At 71.0% G+C, this 17,103-nt stretch carries 17 protein-coding genes; 9 read left to right on the top strand and 8 right to left on the bottom strand.

Annotation, left to right across the window (positions count from 1 at the left end; all coding sequences use genetic code 11):
- Positions 1 to 53: 53 nt before the first annotated feature.
- On the top strand, positions 54 to 638 hold the full coding sequence (locus OG338_RS09830; protein WP_405936954.1) for an isochorismatase family protein: 585 nt from the start codon (positions 54 to 56) through the stop codon (positions 636 to 638).
- A 16-nt stretch (positions 639 to 654) separates the two neighbouring features.
- On the opposite strand, the gene OG338_RS09835 is transcribed toward OG338_RS09830, so the two are convergent.
- The gene (locus OG338_RS09835) at positions 655 to 996 is read right to left on the bottom strand and encodes a hypothetical protein (RefSeq protein ID WP_405936955.1); all 342 of its coding nucleotides are present in this window, start codon (positions 994 to 996) and stop codon (positions 655 to 657) included.
- Positions 997 to 1,120: 124 nt separating this feature from the next.
- On the bottom strand, positions 1,121 to 3,517 hold the full coding sequence (locus OG338_RS09840) for an immune inhibitor A domain-containing protein (protein WP_405936956.1): 2,397 nt from the start codon (positions 3,515 to 3,517) through the stop codon (positions 1,121 to 1,123).
- A gap of 369 nt (positions 3,518 to 3,886) precedes the next feature.
- Between OG338_RS09840 and OG338_RS09845 the strand changes: the two genes are divergently transcribed.
- Positions 3,887 to 4,174, top strand: a complete 288-nt coding sequence (locus OG338_RS09845; protein ID WP_405936957.1) for a hypothetical protein — start codon at positions 3,887 to 3,889, stop codon at positions 4,172 to 4,174.
- Here the strand turns inward: OG338_RS09845 and OG338_RS09850 are convergent.
- On the bottom strand, positions 4,167 to 4,832 hold the full coding sequence (locus tag OG338_RS09850; RefSeq protein WP_405936958.1) for an RDD family protein: 666 nt from the start codon (positions 4,830 to 4,832) through the stop codon (positions 4,167 to 4,169). The two genes, OG338_RS09845 and OG338_RS09850, sit on opposite strands and share 8 nt — an antisense overlap.
- A gap of 76 nt (positions 4,833 to 4,908) precedes the next feature.
- Positions 4,909 to 5,982: an RDD family protein gene (locus tag OG338_RS09855; protein WP_405936959.1), complete on the bottom strand. Its 1,074-nt coding sequence runs from the start codon at positions 5,980 to 5,982 to the stop codon at positions 4,909 to 4,911.
- Between the two features lie 207 nt (positions 5,983 to 6,189).
- On the opposite strand from OG338_RS09855, the gene OG338_RS09860 reads away from it, so the two are divergent.
- Positions 6,190 to 6,666: an SsgA family sporulation/cell division regulator gene (locus tag OG338_RS09860; protein ID WP_328900389.1), complete on the top strand. Its 477-nt coding sequence runs from the start codon at positions 6,190 to 6,192 to the stop codon at positions 6,664 to 6,666.
- A 26-nt stretch (positions 6,667 to 6,692) separates the two neighbouring features.
- On the opposite strand, the gene OG338_RS09865 is transcribed toward OG338_RS09860, so the two are convergent.
- Positions 6,693 to 8,060, bottom strand: a complete 1,368-nt coding sequence (locus tag OG338_RS09865; protein ID WP_405936960.1) for an FAD-binding oxidoreductase — start codon at positions 8,058 to 8,060, stop codon at positions 6,693 to 6,695.
- A 97-nt stretch (positions 8,061 to 8,157) separates the two neighbouring features.
- Here OG338_RS09865 and OG338_RS09870 point away from each other — a divergent pair, with 97 nt between their 5' ends.
- Positions 8,158 to 9,861: a tetratricopeptide repeat protein gene (locus tag OG338_RS09870; RefSeq protein ID WP_405936961.1), complete on the top strand. Its 1,704-nt coding sequence runs from the start codon at positions 8,158 to 8,160 to the stop codon at positions 9,859 to 9,861.
- A gap of 70 nt (positions 9,862 to 9,931) precedes the next feature.
- Here the strand turns inward: OG338_RS09870 and hppD are convergent, their stop codons facing one another.
- Positions 9,932 to 11,077 carry a 4-hydroxyphenylpyruvate dioxygenase gene (gene hppD, locus OG338_RS09875; protein WP_405936962.1) on the bottom strand — a complete coding sequence of 382 codons (1,146 nt, stop codon included), beginning with the start codon at positions 11,075 to 11,077 and terminating at the stop codon, positions 9,932 to 9,934.
- Between the two features lie 130 nt (positions 11,078 to 11,207).
- Here hppD and OG338_RS09880 point away from each other — a divergent pair, with 130 nt between their 5' ends.
- Genes OG338_RS09880 through OG338_RS09900 form a run of 5 tightly spaced genes read left to right on the top strand, consistent with a single transcriptional unit; the run spans position 11,208 to position 15,441 of the window.
- Positions 11,208 to 11,681 carry an Lrp/AsnC family transcriptional regulator gene (locus OG338_RS09880; protein ID WP_018100765.1) on the top strand — a complete coding sequence of 158 codons (474 nt, stop codon included), beginning with the start codon at positions 11,208 to 11,210 and terminating at the stop codon, positions 11,679 to 11,681.
- A 14-nt stretch (positions 11,682 to 11,695) separates the two neighbouring features.
- Entirely contained in the window at positions 11,696 to 12,343 is a 648-nt protein-coding gene (locus OG338_RS09885) for an ABC transporter permease (protein ID WP_018100766.1), read from the top strand.
- A complete protein-coding gene (locus tag OG338_RS09890; RefSeq protein WP_405936963.1) occupies positions 12,336 to 13,592 on the top strand; it encodes a betaine/proline/choline family ABC transporter ATP-binding protein in 1,257 nt (418 codons plus the stop codon). Before OG338_RS09885 ends, OG338_RS09890 begins: the two co-directional genes overlap by 8 nt.
- Positions 13,589 to 14,455, top strand: coding sequence for an ABC transporter permease (locus tag OG338_RS09895; protein WP_405936964.1), 867 nt, complete (start codon positions 13,589 to 13,591; stop codon positions 14,453 to 14,455). Before OG338_RS09890 ends, OG338_RS09895 begins: the two co-directional genes overlap by 4 nt.
- Positions 14,456 to 14,466: 11 nt before the next feature.
- Complete coding sequence (locus tag OG338_RS09900; RefSeq protein ID WP_405940374.1) at positions 14,467 to 15,441, top strand: glycine betaine ABC transporter substrate-binding protein; 975 nt, start codon at positions 14,467 to 14,469, stop codon at positions 15,439 to 15,441.
- Positions 15,442 to 15,462: 21 nt separating this feature from the next.
- Here OG338_RS09900 and OG338_RS09905 read toward each other — a convergent pair whose 3' ends face one another.
- Positions 15,463 to 16,236 (bottom strand): S16 family serine protease, encoded by a 774-nt coding sequence (locus OG338_RS09905; protein ID WP_405936965.1) that lies wholly within the window; start codon positions 16,234 to 16,236, stop codon positions 15,463 to 15,465.
- Positions 16,237 to 16,310: 74 nt separating this feature from the next.
- Entirely contained in the window at positions 16,311 to 16,952 is a 642-nt protein-coding gene (locus OG338_RS09910) for an IclR family transcriptional regulator (RefSeq protein ID WP_018100771.1), read from the bottom strand.
- Positions 16,953 to 17,103 lie beyond the last annotated feature (151 nt).

A 17,103-nucleotide genomic window follows, 5' to 3' on the forward strand; every position in this document is an offset into this window, starting at 1 on the left:
AAGCCGTCCCCGTACCGCTCCCCCACTCCCCCACTCCCCGAAGGACAGTCATCATGCACCGCGCCTTGATCGTCGTGGACGTTCAGAACGACTTCTGTGAGGGCGGGAGCCTCGCCGTGGCGGGGGGTGCCGATGTCGCCGCCGCCATCACCGACCTGATCGGCGAGAGCCGGCCCGCCTACCGGTACGTGGTGGCCACCCGGGACCACCACATCGATCCCGGGGACCACTTCTCGCCGGCGCCGGACTTCGAGCACTCCTGGCCGCCGCACTGCGTGGCCGGGACCGAGGGCGTGGGCTTCCACCCCAATTTCGCCCCCGCGGTCGCCTCCGGGGCCATCGACACGGTGTTCGACAAGGGCGCCCACGCGGCGGCGTACAGCGGCTTCGAGGGGCTGGACGAGAACGGCACCGGGCTCGCCGCGTGGCTGCGGGAGCGGGACGTCCGCGAGGTCGACGTGGTCGGCATCGCGACCGACCACTGCGTGCGCGCGACCGCGCTGGACGCCGTCCGCGAGGGCTTCGCCACGCAGGTGCTGCTGGACCTGACCGCGGGCGTCGCCGAGGCGACGACGGAACGGGCGCTGGCCGAGCTGCGCGGCGCGGGCGTGACGCTGACCGGCAAGCCGGTCGCCTGAGAGCGTGGGGCCGGGGTCAGCCCCTGCCGGCCGGGACGGCGGGCGCGGCGGGCCTCAGCAGGGCGCGGATGGGGTGCCAGAGCTCCTGTGCGCAGCCGGGTCTGGCGCGCCACAGGACGCCGTCCGGGTGGTGCAGGACGGCGGTGATCTCGTCCGGGGTGGGCGGTTCGGCGTTGCCCCGCAGATAGACGGCGCGCAGGCCCAGATTCCGCAGCCGGGTCAGGGCGCGGGGCCGGTTCGCCGCGTGTACCAGGACCCGGACGGGGGCGCCCGGACCGGGGCCTTCCGCCGGGGCCGGCAGGGTGATCGCGACGACCACACTGCCGTTCGGCAACTTGCTGAATCCTCCGCCTGCCATGCGTACGAGCTCCCCCGTGAGACATCGTGTCAATAAGAAAGTGAACAGAGGCACCTAAACACGATCGGCCGCCGCCCGCTAGAGGGCGACGGCCGATCATGCTGTGACCTGCGGTGATGCGGTTCTACTTCTTCGAGGCACCGACCTGGACGGTCATCGTGTCGCCGCTGAGCGGCTCGCTGACGATCGTGATCTTGGTGTTGGTGTCAGGAACCTTGACGCTTCCGGTCGGGTTCTCCTTGTACCAGTAGGTGCCCTTGTGGTCGTCGAAGGACGGGACGCCGAGCTGCGGCTTGATCTTCACGGCCTGGTCGGCCAGGTGCAGCGTGAAGCCGTCCGTCGGGTACCAGCTGAACGGGGCGTCGAAGGGCTGGATCTTGTTGCGGATGATCGTGCCGTTCGCCCACTTCAGCGGCTTGGCGTGCGCGTCCACCGGCAGGATCAGGCCCTGGCCCGGGTGCTGCGAGACGTTGTTGTCCTTCTGCGAGGTGTCCCACAGCCAGACCAGCAGGCCGTTCTGGTACGGGAAGTGCTCGACCCAGTCCGGACGGGTCTTGGAGAAGCCGAAGTTGTACGGGCCGACCTGGAGGGTCTTGTCGTAGCTGACGTACTGACGGTTCTCCGCGATGTAGTACTGCGGGTAGTCCTTGGTGAACGACTTGCCGACCCGCGAGAAGCCCTTGACGGTCCAGCCGTTGTCGTCGCCCTCGGCGTTGTCCGTGAAGAGCGCGGTGCCGTCGGCGGTCACCGAGATGGTGTCGGCCGCGAAGCCCACGCCGCCCGCGCCGCCGTCGGTGGCGTAACGGAAGCGGATGTCGATCTTCTGGCCCGCGTAGGCGTCCAGCGGGTACGACAGCTTCTGGTACTTGCCGGAGACGTCGGTCAGGGCCGGCTTGTCGCTGGCGTCGCGCGGGATCGCCTTGCCGTCGGCGGTGCCGTCGATCGCGGTCCAGCTGGTGCCGCCGTTGGTGGACACCTCGGTGTAGAGGTAGTCGTAGTCCTTCTCGATGTCCCACCAGCCCTGGAGGTCCAGGGACGCCTTGGACTTGCCGGTGAGGTCGACGGGGCGCGACAGCGTGTTGCTGAGGTTGTCGCCCATGTCGCTCCACCACTGCTTGTCGCCCTCGGCGGGCGTCGTGACGGCGGTGGTGACGGGCTTCTCGGGCAGCGTGACGACGAGCGCCTGCTTGTCCTTGGTGTTGTACTCGGACACGCCCAGCTTGTGGGTGGACTTCGTCGCGGCCTTGGCCTCGGCGTAGTTCAGCCAGCCCAGCTGGAGCTTGTCCCAGGCGGTCATGTCACCGGGCATGTCCCCGATGCTGTTCTTGCCAGTGCCGAGCCAGGAGCCCGCCGACATCAGCGACCAGAAGCCGACCGAGTTCTCGGCGGTGTTGGTCGTGTCGTAGAGGTCCGGGAGACCGAGGTCGTGGCCGTACTCGTGGGCGAAGACGCCCAGGCCGCCGTTCTCGGGCTGCGCGGTGTAGTCGCCGACCCAGATGCCGGTGTCACCGATCTCGGTGCCGCCGGCCTTGTTGTCGGCCGGGCCGGTGGCGCCGGCGTTGGTGCCGTACGCGTACCAGCGGTGCGCCCAGATGGCGTTGGTGCCCTCGGTGCCGCCGCCGGCCGACTCGTCCTCGCCCGCGTGCACGATCTGGAAGTGATCGATGTAGCCGTCGGGCTCGTTGAAGTCGCCGTCGTTGTCGTAGTCGTAACGGTCCCACTGGTCGTACTGCGCCAGGTCCGTCTTGATCTGCTCCGGCGTACGGCCCTGGGCCTTCTGGTCCGCGGCCCAGGCGTTGACGCCGTCCTTGATCATGTCCCAGGCGTTGGCGCAGTTGGTCGAACCGCAGTAGTTCGAGCCGTAGCGCGCCTCGTTGTAGGGGACCTTGACCCAGTCGGAGACCTCACCGTCGACCGAGTAACGGCCGGACGAGGTCTTCTCGTAGTACGTCTTCAGGGAGTGCTTGCCGGCGCCCGTGCCGAAGTACAGCTCCTGGAAGTGGGCCTGGTTGTAGTCGGCCTGCCAGGCGGTGCTGTTGTCCTTCTTCGGGTCCGGCTTGGCTATCGTGTTGTGCAGCGGGCCCGGCGTGCCGCCGTACTTCTTCACGGGGGGCTTGGGGCCCTCGCCGTCCGGGTCGTACATGGTCGTGTCGTCGACCTGGTCGCCGAACTCCACCAGGACGGTGAAGATCTTGTCGGTCTTCTCACGGCCGAGCTCGACGTACTTGTTGCTGTCGAGCTTGACGACCTTGGAGCCACCGCGCGACGAAACCTTCTTGTCGCCGGATATGACCTTTTCCAGGGCAGCCTGGCGCTGTGCGGCCTGCTGCTTGCTGAACGGGCCTTCCAAGTCGTGCTCGTTGCCCTGGGCCGACCCCGGGTCCCGGCGGTCGATGGAGGCAGCGGTGCTTGACGCCTGGTCATCTGCCTGAGCGGTGGCGAAGGCGGATGCGGTCGCGGCGGTCGCGGCCATGGCCACGACAACCGCTCCGGTCCGAAGCGCCCGTCTCTTAATGATCACGTGATGCAGTCCTCCCCGGCGCCCGCGGCAACGGCCCGGGAGTGTGGAGAGGCCGCGCGCGGAAACGCGTCACAAGTGACGCCATTCGACCGGAGTTACGGAAGAAAAGACAGACCTTGACTTGAACAGAGCAAGTGCACTATGCAGGAGCCCCGTTCCGGTATGCGGACGTGCAATTCGTGACCCACCGGTGCGTCAACCCACTGCGGGGGCGCGGGGGATGACTCCGTGCGCCCCCCATGCACCGGTACTGTGGGTTAGGTTACGCTTACCACCCGTTCCTCCAGGGCATCCACCGTCATAGAGTCGCTTGACAGCGCGACCGTGTTGAGAGACCGCCCACCCGACGTCCCGAGGACGGAAAACGCCATGCCGCGTCCTACTGCCGCACAGCTCTCCTACGGTTCGGTCACCGTCGTCTTCGCGACCCTGGCCATGTTGCTGCTGTTCCGCACCAGTTCGGGCATCGGTATCGCCGCAGTCGGCACGGTCGCGCTCGCCCTCGGACTCGCGGTGTCCGTCACCGTACCCGCGAAGCCCCGCCGGTACACGGCGGGGACGGCGGGGACGGTGAAGACGGCGGGGACGGCCGCCCCGGTGTCCGCGCCGCAGAGCCTGCACCGAGCCCCGGCCGAGTCCGGGTCGAGGCTCAGTTGACGGTGACCACCACCGTCTTGGCCGCCTTGTCCTGGAGCCCCTGCCGGTAGGGCTTGTCCGTGAACATCAGCACGATGTTGATCAGCCACCACAGACACGGGCAGCACAGCAGCGCCGGCAGCCACAGCACCACGGCCCGCAGGAACGCCGCGCCGGTGTCCGGCACCCTGCCGTCGTTGAGCATCGCGACCCGCAGCTTCAGCAGCCGCTTGCCGAGCGTGCGGCCGTCCTTGTGCGTGAAGTACGTGTCGTACGCGACGTAGCAGACGAGCCCGATCAGCGACCAGACCAGCTGGTGCCCGCTGTAGGTCTGGGCGAAGACGTCGCTGACGTCGTCGTTGCCGTTGTTGTCCGCCACCTCGACCGCGCCGCCCCAGGGCAGCGAGATCAGATACAGCGGGATCGAGATGATCAGGAAGTCGATCAGCCGGGCCAGAATGCGCTTGCCGGGCTCGGCGAGCGGCGGCATCCCCGCCAGCGGGTCCGCACCGCCGTACGGACCGCCTCCCCCGTAGGGCCCCGGGTCGTACGGCGGTGGCGGCGGCGGTGCGCTGCCGTAGGGCGAGCCGGACGACGGCGGCGGCTGGTCCCCGGGCGGCTGCTTCCTGAACGGGTCGTCCTCGGGCGGCTGACCGGGCGGCGGCTGATCGTTGCTCATGGGGGCAGTGCATCGCGGGGCCCGGGGCCCCGCAACGGCTCAGGTGCGTTCGGGGGACGCCGTCCGGCGGACGCTCTCAGCCCGCGACGAAGGTCCGGGCCGCCTTGTCGTGCCAGCACTGGCGCCACGGCCGGTCCACCAGGCACCACAGCACGTCGGCGACCCCGACGACCAGGATGCCCAGCACGCCGTACACCAGCCACCGGCGCAGCGCGGCGGAGAAGCCGGGGGTCTCGTGGGACTCGATGTCCCGTACGTCGACGCCGCACAGCTTCTTGCCGAGCGTACGGCCCCACTTGGCGGTCGGCAGCGCGTCGAGCAGGACGCCCAGGACGAGGAACACGCCGAGCAGCGCACCGCCCAGCGCGGCCGTGGTGGAGTCCAGCAGCCAGACGGTGACCGTCTCGCCGGTCTCCCTCGCCGCGTCGATCTTCCCGTCGATGTGGTCCACGGCGCGGCCGGCCAGCGGCACGGCGGCCGCGGCGGTGAGCGCGCCCAGCACGGCGGTGTCGATGAGCCGGGCGGCGAACCGCTTGCCGAGCGGGGCGGGGCGGCCCTCGGTCCGCGCGATGAGCCCTTGGAAGGGCTCGGGGGCGGGGGGCTTCCACGGGGTGACCGTTGCCGGCCGCGTGCGGAGGGTCAACGTGCCTTCAGCGGGTTCCGGCTCACCGGTTCCGTCCTCAATCTCCCCCATAGCCTGAACGGCATGGGAGGTACCCCCTCTACGGGCTTGAGATGGCTGGACGAGCTCGTCGGCCTCAGCCCGTTGAAACCCAGCCCGTCCGGCGCTTGAGGACGGAACCCTCTGCGCGGGGGGCGTCGCGTCCTCGGGGGCCGGGGGTGGGGGGGCCTCCGGGGCCCCCGCGCCGCCCCAGGAGACACGGTCGCCGGCGAAGCCGGACTGGTGGGAGGCGTCGGCCTGCCAGGCGGTGGCGGGTTCGGGGCGGCCGTCCTCGTAATCGTCCTCGTCCAGGAACACCGGCCCGGTCTCCTCGACCGCCGCCGGTTCCTCCTCCTTGGGGGCCGGGCGGCTGGAGCCGGGCACCCAGGAGCCGCCGTTCCAGTAGCGGACGTAACCGGGGATGGACGGGTCGGGGTAGTACCCCTCGCGGGGGCTCTCGTCACCGGGTGCCGGGGTTGGTGCGCTCATCACCGTGTCCCGTATCTCTTCGCGGGCTCAATACAAGGGTCCACATCTACCAGACCGGCACACGCCCCCGTGCCGGTCCGGACGTTTGGCCCACTTTCCGGTCACGCGAACTTTTTTCGCGAAGTCGCGTAATGGATCGCGTGGAGGGCGCTCTCACCTGTGCGGGCCGGTCGTGGGACCGGTCCCGGACAACGGAAGGACGCCGTCATGCACACCGTCGTAGAACGCGAGCTGGAGCTCAAGCTGGTCCTGTCGCCCGAGCGGAGCATCCCCGTACCGGCCAGGCTGACGTACCGCACGGAGGACCCGTACGCGGTGCACATCACCTTCCACATCACCTCGGACGCGCCGGTGTACTGGACGTTCGCCCGGGACCTGCTGGTGGAGGGGGTGTTCCGGCCGTGCGGGCAGGGGGACGTGCGGATCTGGCCCACCAAGGTGGACGGGAACCACGTCATCTGCGTGGCGCTGACGTCCCCGGACGGCAACGCGCTGCTCGAAGTGCCGTCCGCGGCCGTCGCGGTCTGGGTGGAACGGACGCTGCGCGTGGTGCCGCCGGGTACGGAGACCGAACGGCTCGGCATCGACGAGGGGCTGGCCGAACTCCTCGCGCCGCTGCCGGCCGACGACCTCTGGATGAGCGACCCGTGGCCGTCGGACGAGTCGCAGGACGGGGAGAATTGAGGAGCGCGGGCCGGGACCGGGGCCGGTCAGAACACCTTGCCGGGGTTGAGCAGCCCGAGCGGGTCGAACGCCTGCTTGATGCCCCGGTGCAGCTCCACGCCGGTCTCGCCGAGTTCGCGGGCCAGCCACTCCTTCTTCAGCACGCCCACCCCGTGCTCGCCGGTGATCGTGCCGCCGAGCGCGAGCCCGAGCGCCATGATCGCGTCGAAGGACTCGCGGGCCCGCCGGGACTCGTCGGCGTCGGCGGGGTCGAAGCAGACGACGGGGTGGGTGTTGCCGTCGCCCGCGTGGGCGCAGACGCCGATGGTGAGGCCGTACTTCCCGGCGATCTCCGCCGTGCCCGCGAGCATCGCGCCGAGCTTCGAACGCGGTACGCACACGTCGTCGATCATCGTCGCCGGCTTGACGGTCTCCAGCGCGGTCAGCGACATCCGCCGGGCCTGGAGCAGCATCTCGGACTCGGCCGCGTCCTCGGCCGGGACGACCTCCGTGGCACCGGCGGCGGTGCACAGGGCGGCGACGGCGGCGAGGTCCGCGGCCGGGTCCGGGGTGTCGAAGGCGGCGAGCAGCAGGGCCTCCGTGGTCTCGGGCAGGCCCATGTTCGCCATGCGGTTGACGGCCTGGACGGTCGTACGGTCCATCAGTTCGAGGAGTGACGGGGTGTGTCCGCTCTCCATGATCCGGCAGACCGCGTCGCAGGCGCCCGCCGCGTCGGCGAACTCGGCGGCCAGGACGAGCTGCCGGGGCGGCCGGGGCTTCAGCGCGAGGACAGCCTTTACGACGATCCCGAGGCTGCCCTCGGAACCGACGAAGAGGCGGGTGAGGTCGTATCCGGCGACGCCCTTGGCGGTGCGGCGGCCGGTGCTGAGCAGGCGCCCGTCCGCGAGGACGACGTCGAGGCCGAGGACGTATTCGGCGGTGACCCCGTACTTCACGCAGCACAGACCGCCGGACGCGGTGCCGATGTTGCCGCCGATGGTGCACGTCTCCCAGCTGGAGGGGTCCGGCGGGTAGTACAGGCCGAGCTCGTCCACCGCGCGGGACAGCACCGCGTTGATCACCCCGGGCTCCACGACGGCGACCCGGTCGACGGGGCTGATCTCCAGGATGCGGTCCATCTTCACCAGGGAGAGCACGATGCAGCCGTCCGTGGCGTTGGCGGCGCCCGACAGGCCAGTGCGGGCCCCCTGCGGGACGACCGGGACGCGCAGCGCGGTGGCGGTGCGCATGATGTGCTGAACCTGTTCCGCGGTGCGCGGGAGCACGACGACGGCGGGGGTGCCGGCCTCGCAGAATCCCGCCATGTCGTGGGCGTAGGAGGCGGTGACGTCCGGGTCGGTGAGCACGGCCCCGGCGGGAAGACCCGCCCGCAGCCGTTCGAGAAGATCGTCCATGATCCAAGCGTGGCACCCGGGCCCATTGGTGTGAACCCGTCGGCGGTGCCGATCCCAAGGCTCGGTGTGATCTTCATACTGACGCACAGTGAGCGGCATGGATCTCACGCCTCAGCAGCCCCCGGGGGCCCCCGGGCCCGAGTACTCCTTCGACACCGACCGGCCCGCCCCGGACGCGTCCCCGCCGGACTCCGCGTCCCTGGCCGAACCACCTCCCCCCACGATGCGCACGACGCTGCGCCGGGCCGCCTTCGGCATGGTGGCGGGCGCGGTCCTGGTGACCGGCGCGGTGGTCGCGGTGCCCGACGACGACAACGAGGCGCCGCCCGTGGCCGGTCCGGTCTCGCGCGCGATGTCCGCGACGGCGGCCGGCTCCCCCGCCGCGCTGACCGACCTGACGGCGCTCATCGGGGACCGGCAGAAGTGGGTGGGCACGCACCCCTCGGACGCGGACTCCTGGGCGGTGCTGGGGTCGGCCTACGTGGAGGTGGGGCGGCGGGCCGCCGATCCGGCGTACTACACCCGGGCCGAGCAGGCGCTGAAGCGGTCGCTGGACGTGCGCCCCGGCGAGAGCGGCAACACGGCCGCCTGGGTGGGCCTCGCATCGCTGGCCAACGCCCGCCGCGACTTCGTGACCGCCAAGAAGTGGGGCGAGACGGTCCGGAAGCGCTCACCGAAGGAGTGGACGGTCTACCCCCAGCTGATCGACGCCTACAACGGCCTCGGCGACCAGAAGTCCGCGATCACGGCGGTCGAGCGGTTCACCGAGCTGCGGGCCGGGGTCCCGGCGCTGGGCCGGGCCGCCGAGATGTACCGCGACCGGGGCTGGCGCGAGGACGCGCTGGCCACCGCCCAGGACGCGGCGAACCGGGCGAAGACCCCGGCCGAGAAGGCCGCCTGCCTGTCCAGGCTGGGCGATCTGGCCTGGGAGCGGGGCGAGCCGAAGGAGGCGGTGGCGCAGTACGGGGCGGCGCTGCGCGTCGAGAAGGGCCACCATCCGTCGCTCGCCGGGCGGGCCCGCGCGCTGGCGGCCCTCGGGCGCACCGACGAGGCCGTGCGGGACTACCAGGCCGCCCTGGCGAAGTCGCCGCGCCCGGGCTATCTGCTGGAGCTGGGCGAGCTGTACGAGTCGCAGGGGCTCGACGGCGATTCGGTGGGCCAGTACGAGAAGCTGCGGGCGGCCCTGGACCGGGGCACGGCGCGTGGCGTGGACGAGTCGCTGCCGCTGGGCCGCTTCGAGGCCGCGCACGGCGACGCGGCCGCGGCGGTGGAGCTGCTGCGGGCCGAGTGGCAGCGGGGTCACCGCAGCGCGGCGGTGGCGGACGCGCTGGGCTGGGCGCTGCACCGGTCGGGCGACTCGGACGGGGCGCTGGAGTACGCGAGGCGGGCGGTGGACGCGGGCGGGCAGAACGCCTCGTACGCCTATCACCTGGGCATGGTGCAGCGCGCGCTGGGCGACTACGGCTCGGCGCGCCGCCGGCTGGAAGGGGCGCTGCGGACCAACCCGAAGTTCTCGCCGCTGGACGCGCCGCTGGCTCAGGAGGCGCTGGACGCCCTGGGCGAGCCGCCGGCGGGCGGCCCGGCGGACATGCGGCCGGCCCCGGCCCCGGAGCCGCCGGCACCCGCGCCCCAGGCACCCGCACCGCAGGTCCCGGCGCCCCAGGCACCCGCGCCCCAGGCCCCCGCCCCGCAGCAACAGCAGCCCGCGCCCGACGGTCCGGCGCCGGGCCCGGCGCCCGCGGCGGGCGTCGCGCAGCCCCCCGTGCAGCCGGCGCCGGCACCGGCGGCGGCCGCTCACTGACGTACACACCGGCATACAGATGTAAGGGGCGGGCCCCCTGGAGGCCCGCCCCTTACTCATGCCCTGCCGGTCACAGGTTGCCGCGCTTCTCCTGCTCGCGCTCGATCGCCTCGAACAGGGCCTTGAAGTTGCCCTTGCCGAAGCCCATGGAGCCGTGGCGCTCGATCATCTCGAAGAAGACGGTCGGGCGGTCCTGGACCGGCTTGGTGAAGATCTGGAGCAGGTAGCCGTCCTCGTCGCGGTCCACCAGGATCTTCAGCTCGCGCAGGATCTCGACCGGCACCCGGGTCTCGCCGGCCCACTCGCCGAGCGTGTCGTAGTACGAGTCCGGGGTGTCCAGGAACTGCACACCGGCGGCGCGCATCGCCTTGACCGAGGCGACGATGTCGTTCGTGGCGAGCGCCATGTGCTGGACGCCGGCGGCGCCGTAGAACTCCAGGTACTCGTCGATCTGCGACTTCTTCTTCGCGACGGCCGGCTCGTTGATCGGGAACTTGACCTTGAGCGTGCCGTCCGCGACGACCTTCGACATCAGCGCGCTGTACTCGGTCGCGATGTCGTCGCCCACGAACTCCTTCATGTTCGTGAAGCCCATGACCTTGTTGTAGAACGCGACCCACTCGTTCATCCGGCCGAGCTCGACATTGCCGACGCAGTGGTCGATGGCCTGGAAGAAGCGCTTGGCCGGCGGCTCGACGATCGGGTCGGCGGCCACGTAACCCGGCAGGTACGGGCCGTCGTAGCCGGAGCGCTCGACCAGGGTGTGGCGGGTCTTGCCGTACGTGGCGATGGCGGCGCGCACGACGGTGCCGTGCTCGTCCTTCGTCTCGTACGGCTCCTCGATGCCGGTGGCGCCGTGCTCGACGGCGTACGCGTACGCCGCGCGGGCGTCCGGGACCTCGATGGCGAGGTCGATCACGCCGTCGCCGTGCGCGGTGACGTGGTCCTCCAGGAAGTGGCCCCAGTCGGAGGACGCCTTCACGACGGAGGTGAGGACGAAGCGGGCGGAGCCGCTGGTCAGCACGTAGCTCGCGGTCTCGCGGCTGCCGGTCTCGGGGCCGGAGTAGGCCACCAGCTTCATGCCGAAGGCGGTCGAGTAGTAGTGCGCGGCCTGCTTGGCGTTGCCCACGGCGAAGACGACGGCGTCCATTCCCTTGACGGGGAAGGGGTCGGCCTGCCGGGACGTCTCGGGGGTGCTGTGCATCGTCTCTGTCATGCCCCGAGGTTCCCGCCACTCCGCAAGGTGCGCAACAGTTCGCGTAATCACTGGTCAACCTGTACAGCGGTTGGCCATGATGGCCGGACTATCTGTACATGGTGCCCATCACACCGCTCCGGAGGCCCGCATGGCGATCGACCGACTCGACGGACGGCTCATCGTGCTGCTCGCGCGTGAACCCAGGATCGGCGTCCTGGAGGCGTCGCGCAGGCTGGGCGTGGCGCGCGGGACGGTGCAGGCCCGGCTGGACCGCCTTCAGTCGAATGGCGCCATCCGCGGATTCGGCCCGGACGTCGATCCGGCGGCCCTCGGCTATCCGGTCACCGCGTTCGCGACGCTGGAGATCAAACAGGGCCAAGGCGCCGACGTCCGGGCGCACTTGAGCGGCGTACCGGAGGTCCTGGAGCTGCACACCACGACCGGGCACGGGGACATGCTGTGCCGGCTCGTGGCCCGGTCCAACGCGGATCTCCAGCGGGTGATCGACCGGGTCGTCGGATTTGATGGCATCGTCCGGGCCTCCACGGCCATCGTCATGGAGAACCCCGTGCCGCTGCGCGTCATCCCGCTCGTGGAACAGGCGGCGCGGGACACCGACTGAGCCGAGGAGGCCGGGTGAGCTTCTGGGAGTACGTGGCCAACCGTCATCAGCAGTTGCTCACCGACGCCTTCCAGCACGTCAGCGCGGTCTTCCAGTGCATGGTCATCGCGACCGTGCTCGGCGTCCTGATCGGGGTCGTCAGCTACCGCAGCGGCTGGGGCTCCTCGGTGGCGATCACCTCGACGGCGACGGTGCTCACCATCCCGTCGCTCGCCGCCATCGGTCTGCTCATCCCGCTGGTCGGCCTCGGCGTCGCCCCGACGGTGATCACACTGACGCTGTACGGGCTGCTCCCCGTCGTCCGCAACGCGATCGTGGGCCTGCGCGGCGTCGACCCGGCGCTGGTGGACGCGGCGAAGGGCATCGGGATGTCGCGGACCGCGCGGCTGTTCAAGGTGGAGCTGCCGCTGGCCTGGCCGCCGATCCTGACCGGCATCCGGGTCTCCACGCAGATGCTGATGGGGATCGCCGCCATCGCCGCGTACGCCTCCGGGCCCGGTCTCGGCAACGAGATCTTCCGGGGCATCGCCTCGCTGGGCAGCGCCAACGCGATCAACCAGGTGCTCGCGGGCACGCTCGGCATCGTCATCCTCGCCCTGCTCTTCGACGCCGCGTACGTCCTGCTGGGCCGGCTCACCATCCCGAGGGGGATCCGTGTCTGAGACCGCGACCGAGACCGTGCCGAAGCCGGTGGCCACCTCCGGCGCCGCCATCCAGCTGGAGAACCTGTCCAAGCGCTACCCGGGCAACCCGAACCCCGCGGTGGAGAACGTCTCCATGGAGATCAAGGCCGGCGAGACCGTGATCTTCGTGGGCCCGTCCGGCTGCGGGAAGTCCACCACGCTGAAGATGATCAACCGGCTGATCGAGCCCACCTCGGGCCGGATCAGGATCGACGACGAGGACGTCACCGACATCGACCCGGTGAAGCTGCGCCGGAAGATCGGGTACGCGATCCAGTCCTCCGGGCTCTTCCCGCACATGACGGTCGCCGAGAACATCGCCCTGGTCCCGAAAATGGTCGGCTGGTCCAAGTCCCGGGTGAAGAACCGGGTGGAGGAGATGCTCGACCTGGTCGGGCTCGACCCGCGCGAATTCCACGGCCGCTATCCGCGCGCCCTCTCCGGCGGCCAGCAGCAGCGCGTGGGCGTGGCCCGGGCGCTGGCCGCCGACCCGCCGGTGCTCCTGATGGACGAGCCGTTCGGCGCGGTCGACCCGATCACCCGCGACCACCTCCAGGACGAGCTGATCCGGCTCCAGCACGAGCTGCACAAGACGATCGTCTTCGTCACCCACGACTTCGACGAGGCGATCAAGCTCGGCGACCGGATCGCCGTGCTGCGCGAGCGCTCGCACATCGCGCAGTTCGACACCCCGGAGGCCATCCTCACCAACCCGACCGACGACTTCGTCTCCGGATTCGTCGGCGCGGGCGCGGCCCTGAAGCGGCTCAACCTGACCCGGGTGCGCGAGGTGGAGATCGCCGACTTCCCGACCGTGACCGTGGACGACCCGCTCCAGTCGATCTTCAACAAGCTGCGCAGCGGCTCGCACAACGAGCTGCTGATGCTGGACCGCCGGGGCCGCCCCTACAAGTGGCTGCGGCGCGGCGACCTGATGCGGGCCCGGGGCTCCCTGGCCCGCGCCGGCCAGCTGGTCCACGACACGGTGACCCGGGACGCGACCCTCCACGACGCGCTGGAGGCGGTGCTCACCGACAGCGGCGGGCGGGTCGCGGTGACCGGGCGGCGCGGCGAGTTCACCGGGGTCGTGGACATGCACACCCTGATGAACTCGGTCCACGAGCTCCTGGAGGCGGACCGGCTCGCCGCCATCGAGCACCAGCACGACCTGGAGGAGCTGCGCGTCGACCAGACCGCCGAGGAGCTGGAGGGCGGTGCGGGCGCATGACCCCCGACTCCCCCTCCGGCTCCTCCCGCACCCGGCCGCCGGGCGAGCACGACGTGAAGGGGCACGCCTTCCGCGACGAGGGGGCGGCGGAGCAGCAGCCCGCCCCGCGGCCGGAGAAGCCCGCGCGCCGGATCACCTGGCGCAAGCTGGTGGTGCTCCCGGCGGTCCTCGCGGTCGTGCTGGTCCTCACGTACATCTGGATCGAGAACGTGCACCTGGACTCGATCGCGGAGAACTCGATCGCCGGTGACACGGTCGAGGTGCGCTGGTGGCAGCATGTGAAGCTGACCGCGATCTCCACCTTCTGGGTGCTGATCATCGCCATTCCGCTGGGCATCGCGCTGACCCGGCGCGGCCTGACCAAGGCGGCCCCGGTGGTGACGGCGATCGCCAACATCGGGCAGGCGACCCCGGCGATCGGTCTGCTGGCGCTGCTGGTGATCTGGCTCGGCATCGGCCCGTCGACCGCGATCACCGGCATGGTGATCTACGCGGTGCTGCCGGTGCTGTCCAACACGGTCGCCGGTCTCAAGGCGATCGAGCCGAACATGGTGGAGGCCGCGCGCGGCATCGGGATGTCGGCCATGGGCACCCTGACCCGGGTCGAACTCCCCCTCGCCGTGCCGCTGATCCTGGCCGGGGTGCGGACCGCGCTCGTCCTGAACGTGGGCACGGCGACCCTGGCGACCTTCGGGGGCGGCGGCGGGCTCGGCGACCTGATCACCTCGGGCATCCAGACCCAGCGCATGCCGGTCCTGGTCCTCGGCTCGGTCCTGACGGTGGTCCTGGCGCTGCTGGTGGACTGGCTGGCCTCGCTGGCCGAGGTGGCGCTGACCCCGCGCGGGCTGGAGGTGGGGCGATGAGTACGCGGCGGATGCGGCGGAGGCGTGGGGCTCTCGCGGCGGGGGCCGCGCTATCCCTGGTGCTGGCCGGGTGCGGGCTGAAGAGCGGTTCCCCGATGGTGGACGACGTGGCGCCCGGGTCGGTCGGGCAGGGGCAGCCGCTGGACGGCGCGTCGCTGACCGTCACCTCGAAGAACTTCAGCGAGAACATCATCCTGGGCCAGATGATCGGCCTCGTCTTCAAGGCGGCCGGGGCGGAGGTCCTGGACCGGACGAATCTGCCCGGCTCGATCAGCGCGCGCGAGGCGATCGTCAAGGGCGACGCGGACGCGATGTACGAGTACACGGGCACCGGCTGGATCACCTACCTCGGGCACGCGAAGCCGATCACCGACCCGATGGAGCAGTGGCGTGCGGTGCGCGACGCGGACCTGAAGAACGGGGTGACCTGGCTGAAGCCGTCCACCCTCAACAACACCTACGCGCTCGCCATCAGCCGGAAGAACAACGCCAAGTACCACCTGAAGACGCTCTCCGACGTCGCCGCCCTGGCGAAGAAGAACCCGTCGGCGGTGACGGTCTGCGTGGAGAACGAGTTCGCCTCGCGCGACGACGGGCTGCCCGGCATGGAGAAGGCGTACGGGATGTCGCTGCCGGCCGGCAACATCAAGAAGATGGACGCGGGCATCGTCTACACCCAGGTCTCGAAGTCCGACTCCTGCCTGCTGGGCGAGGTGTTCACCACGGACGGCCGCATCAAGGCGATGCACCTGGACGTCCTGGAGGACAACAAGCACTTCTTCCCCAACTACAACGCGGCGCCCGTCGTGCACAGCGCGACACTGGACAAGTACCCGGAGATCGCCGGCCTCCTGAACCCGCTCAGCGCCCGGCTGACGACGGAGGTCGCACAGGTGCTGAACGCCAAGGTGGACGTGGACGGCGAGGACCCGCACGAGGTGGCGAAGGACTGGCTGATCGAGGAGGGGTTCATCAAGGAGGGCTGACGGCCCCGGCCCCGGCCCGAGTCAGCAGCCGGGGATCCTGCCGCCGTGGTCCAGGGCCCGCAGCGAGTTCACCGCGTCCTTCAGCGTGGTGACCGGGATCAGCCGCAGGCCCTTCGGCAGCTCGGACTTCGCCTCGGAGCACTCCGCCTTCGGTACGAGGAAGACGGTCGCCCCGTCCCGCCGGGCCGCCTGCGTCTTGAGCGAGACCCCGCCGACCGCGCCGACCGCGCCGTCCGCCGCGATCGTGCCCGTGCCCGCGATGGTGCGGCCGCCGGTGAGATCGCCGCCCGAGCCGTCGCCGTCCAGCTTGTCGACGATGCCGAGCGCGAAGAACAGCCCGGCGCTGGGGCCGCCGACGTCCGCCAGATGCAGGGTGACGTCGACGGAGCCGGGCTTGCGGTCCAGGTAGTTCAGCGCGGCGTCGACGGCGGCGTCCTGGGACTTCGCCATGTCGTCCAGATTGTGCTTCTCGATCTCCTTCTCGGAGCCGCCGGTCGGGTAGACGGAGTCGCGGGGCATCACGGCCCGGTCCGTACGGAACCAGCTGTCCACGACGTCCTTGATGCCGACGTCCGCCTTCGGGCCCGTCGCCACGATCGTCGTCATCCGCAGCTCGCCCTCGGTGGGGCGGGTGGGCGTGCCCTCGATGCTGATCACCGGGGTGCCGTGGTCGTCCCCGAGCACGTCCGCGGTCGTCCCGGGCTGCGCCAGCGTGAACGGCAGCGGAGCGAAGGCGGCTACGCCGAGGAGGGCGACGACGGGGAGGGCGGCGAGGGCCAGGCGCTGTGTGGACACCGGCCCAATCTAACGTGCGCCCCGCCCGCCGCTCCGGGCCGCCGGGGGCGCCGGCCCCCGGTGGCCCGAATCCGTCAGCGAAGCGCGTCCGCGACCTCGCGGGCGGCGTCCACCACCCGGGGCCCCACCCGCTCCGGAACGGAGTCCGCCAGCATGACCACGCCGACGCTGCCCTCCACCCCGGTCACGCCCATAAGCGCCGCCGCCGCGCCGGAGGCACCCGCTTCGAGTTCGCCGTGGGTGAGGGTGAAGGCGGTCTCGCCCACCGGCTTCTGGCGGGCGGCGAGGATCGCCCGGCCCGCGGCGCCCCGGTCCAGCGGGTGGCGGAAGCCCGCCCGGTAGGCCACGTGGTAGTCGGTCCAGGTCGGCTCGACCACCGCGACGGCCAGCGCGTCGGAGCCGTCGACCAGGGTGAGATGGGCGGTGGCCCCGATGTCCTCGGCCAGCGAGCGCAGCGCCGGAAGCGCCGCCTCCCGGACGAGCGGGTGCACCTGGCGGCCCAGCCGCAGGACGCCGAGGCCGACCCGGGCGCGGCCACCCAAGTCACGGCGTATCAGCGCGTGTTGCTCCAGCGTGGCGAGCAGGCGGTAGACCACGGTGCGGTTGACGCCGAGTTTGTTGGACAACTCGGTGACCGTCAGACCGTGGTCGGTGTCGGCGAGCAGTTTGAGGACACGCAGTCCTCGGTCGAGCGTCTGGGAGGTCTCCGCTGTCACGACGCCCTCTCCTTAGTGGTGAGCGGCCGCGGCTGTCCCGTGGGATGTGCGCCACCGGTCCCGGGGGCGACGCACGGAGAGGCCGCCGGCCTGGCCAAGGCACCGGCTGCGCTCCGCGGCGGCGTTGCCACGGGGCGTTCACATTTTTTGG

This window comes from Streptomyces sp. NBC_00726, assembly GCF_045161735.1.
GTDB lineage: Bacteria > Actinomycetota > Actinomycetes > Streptomycetales > Streptomycetaceae > Streptomyces.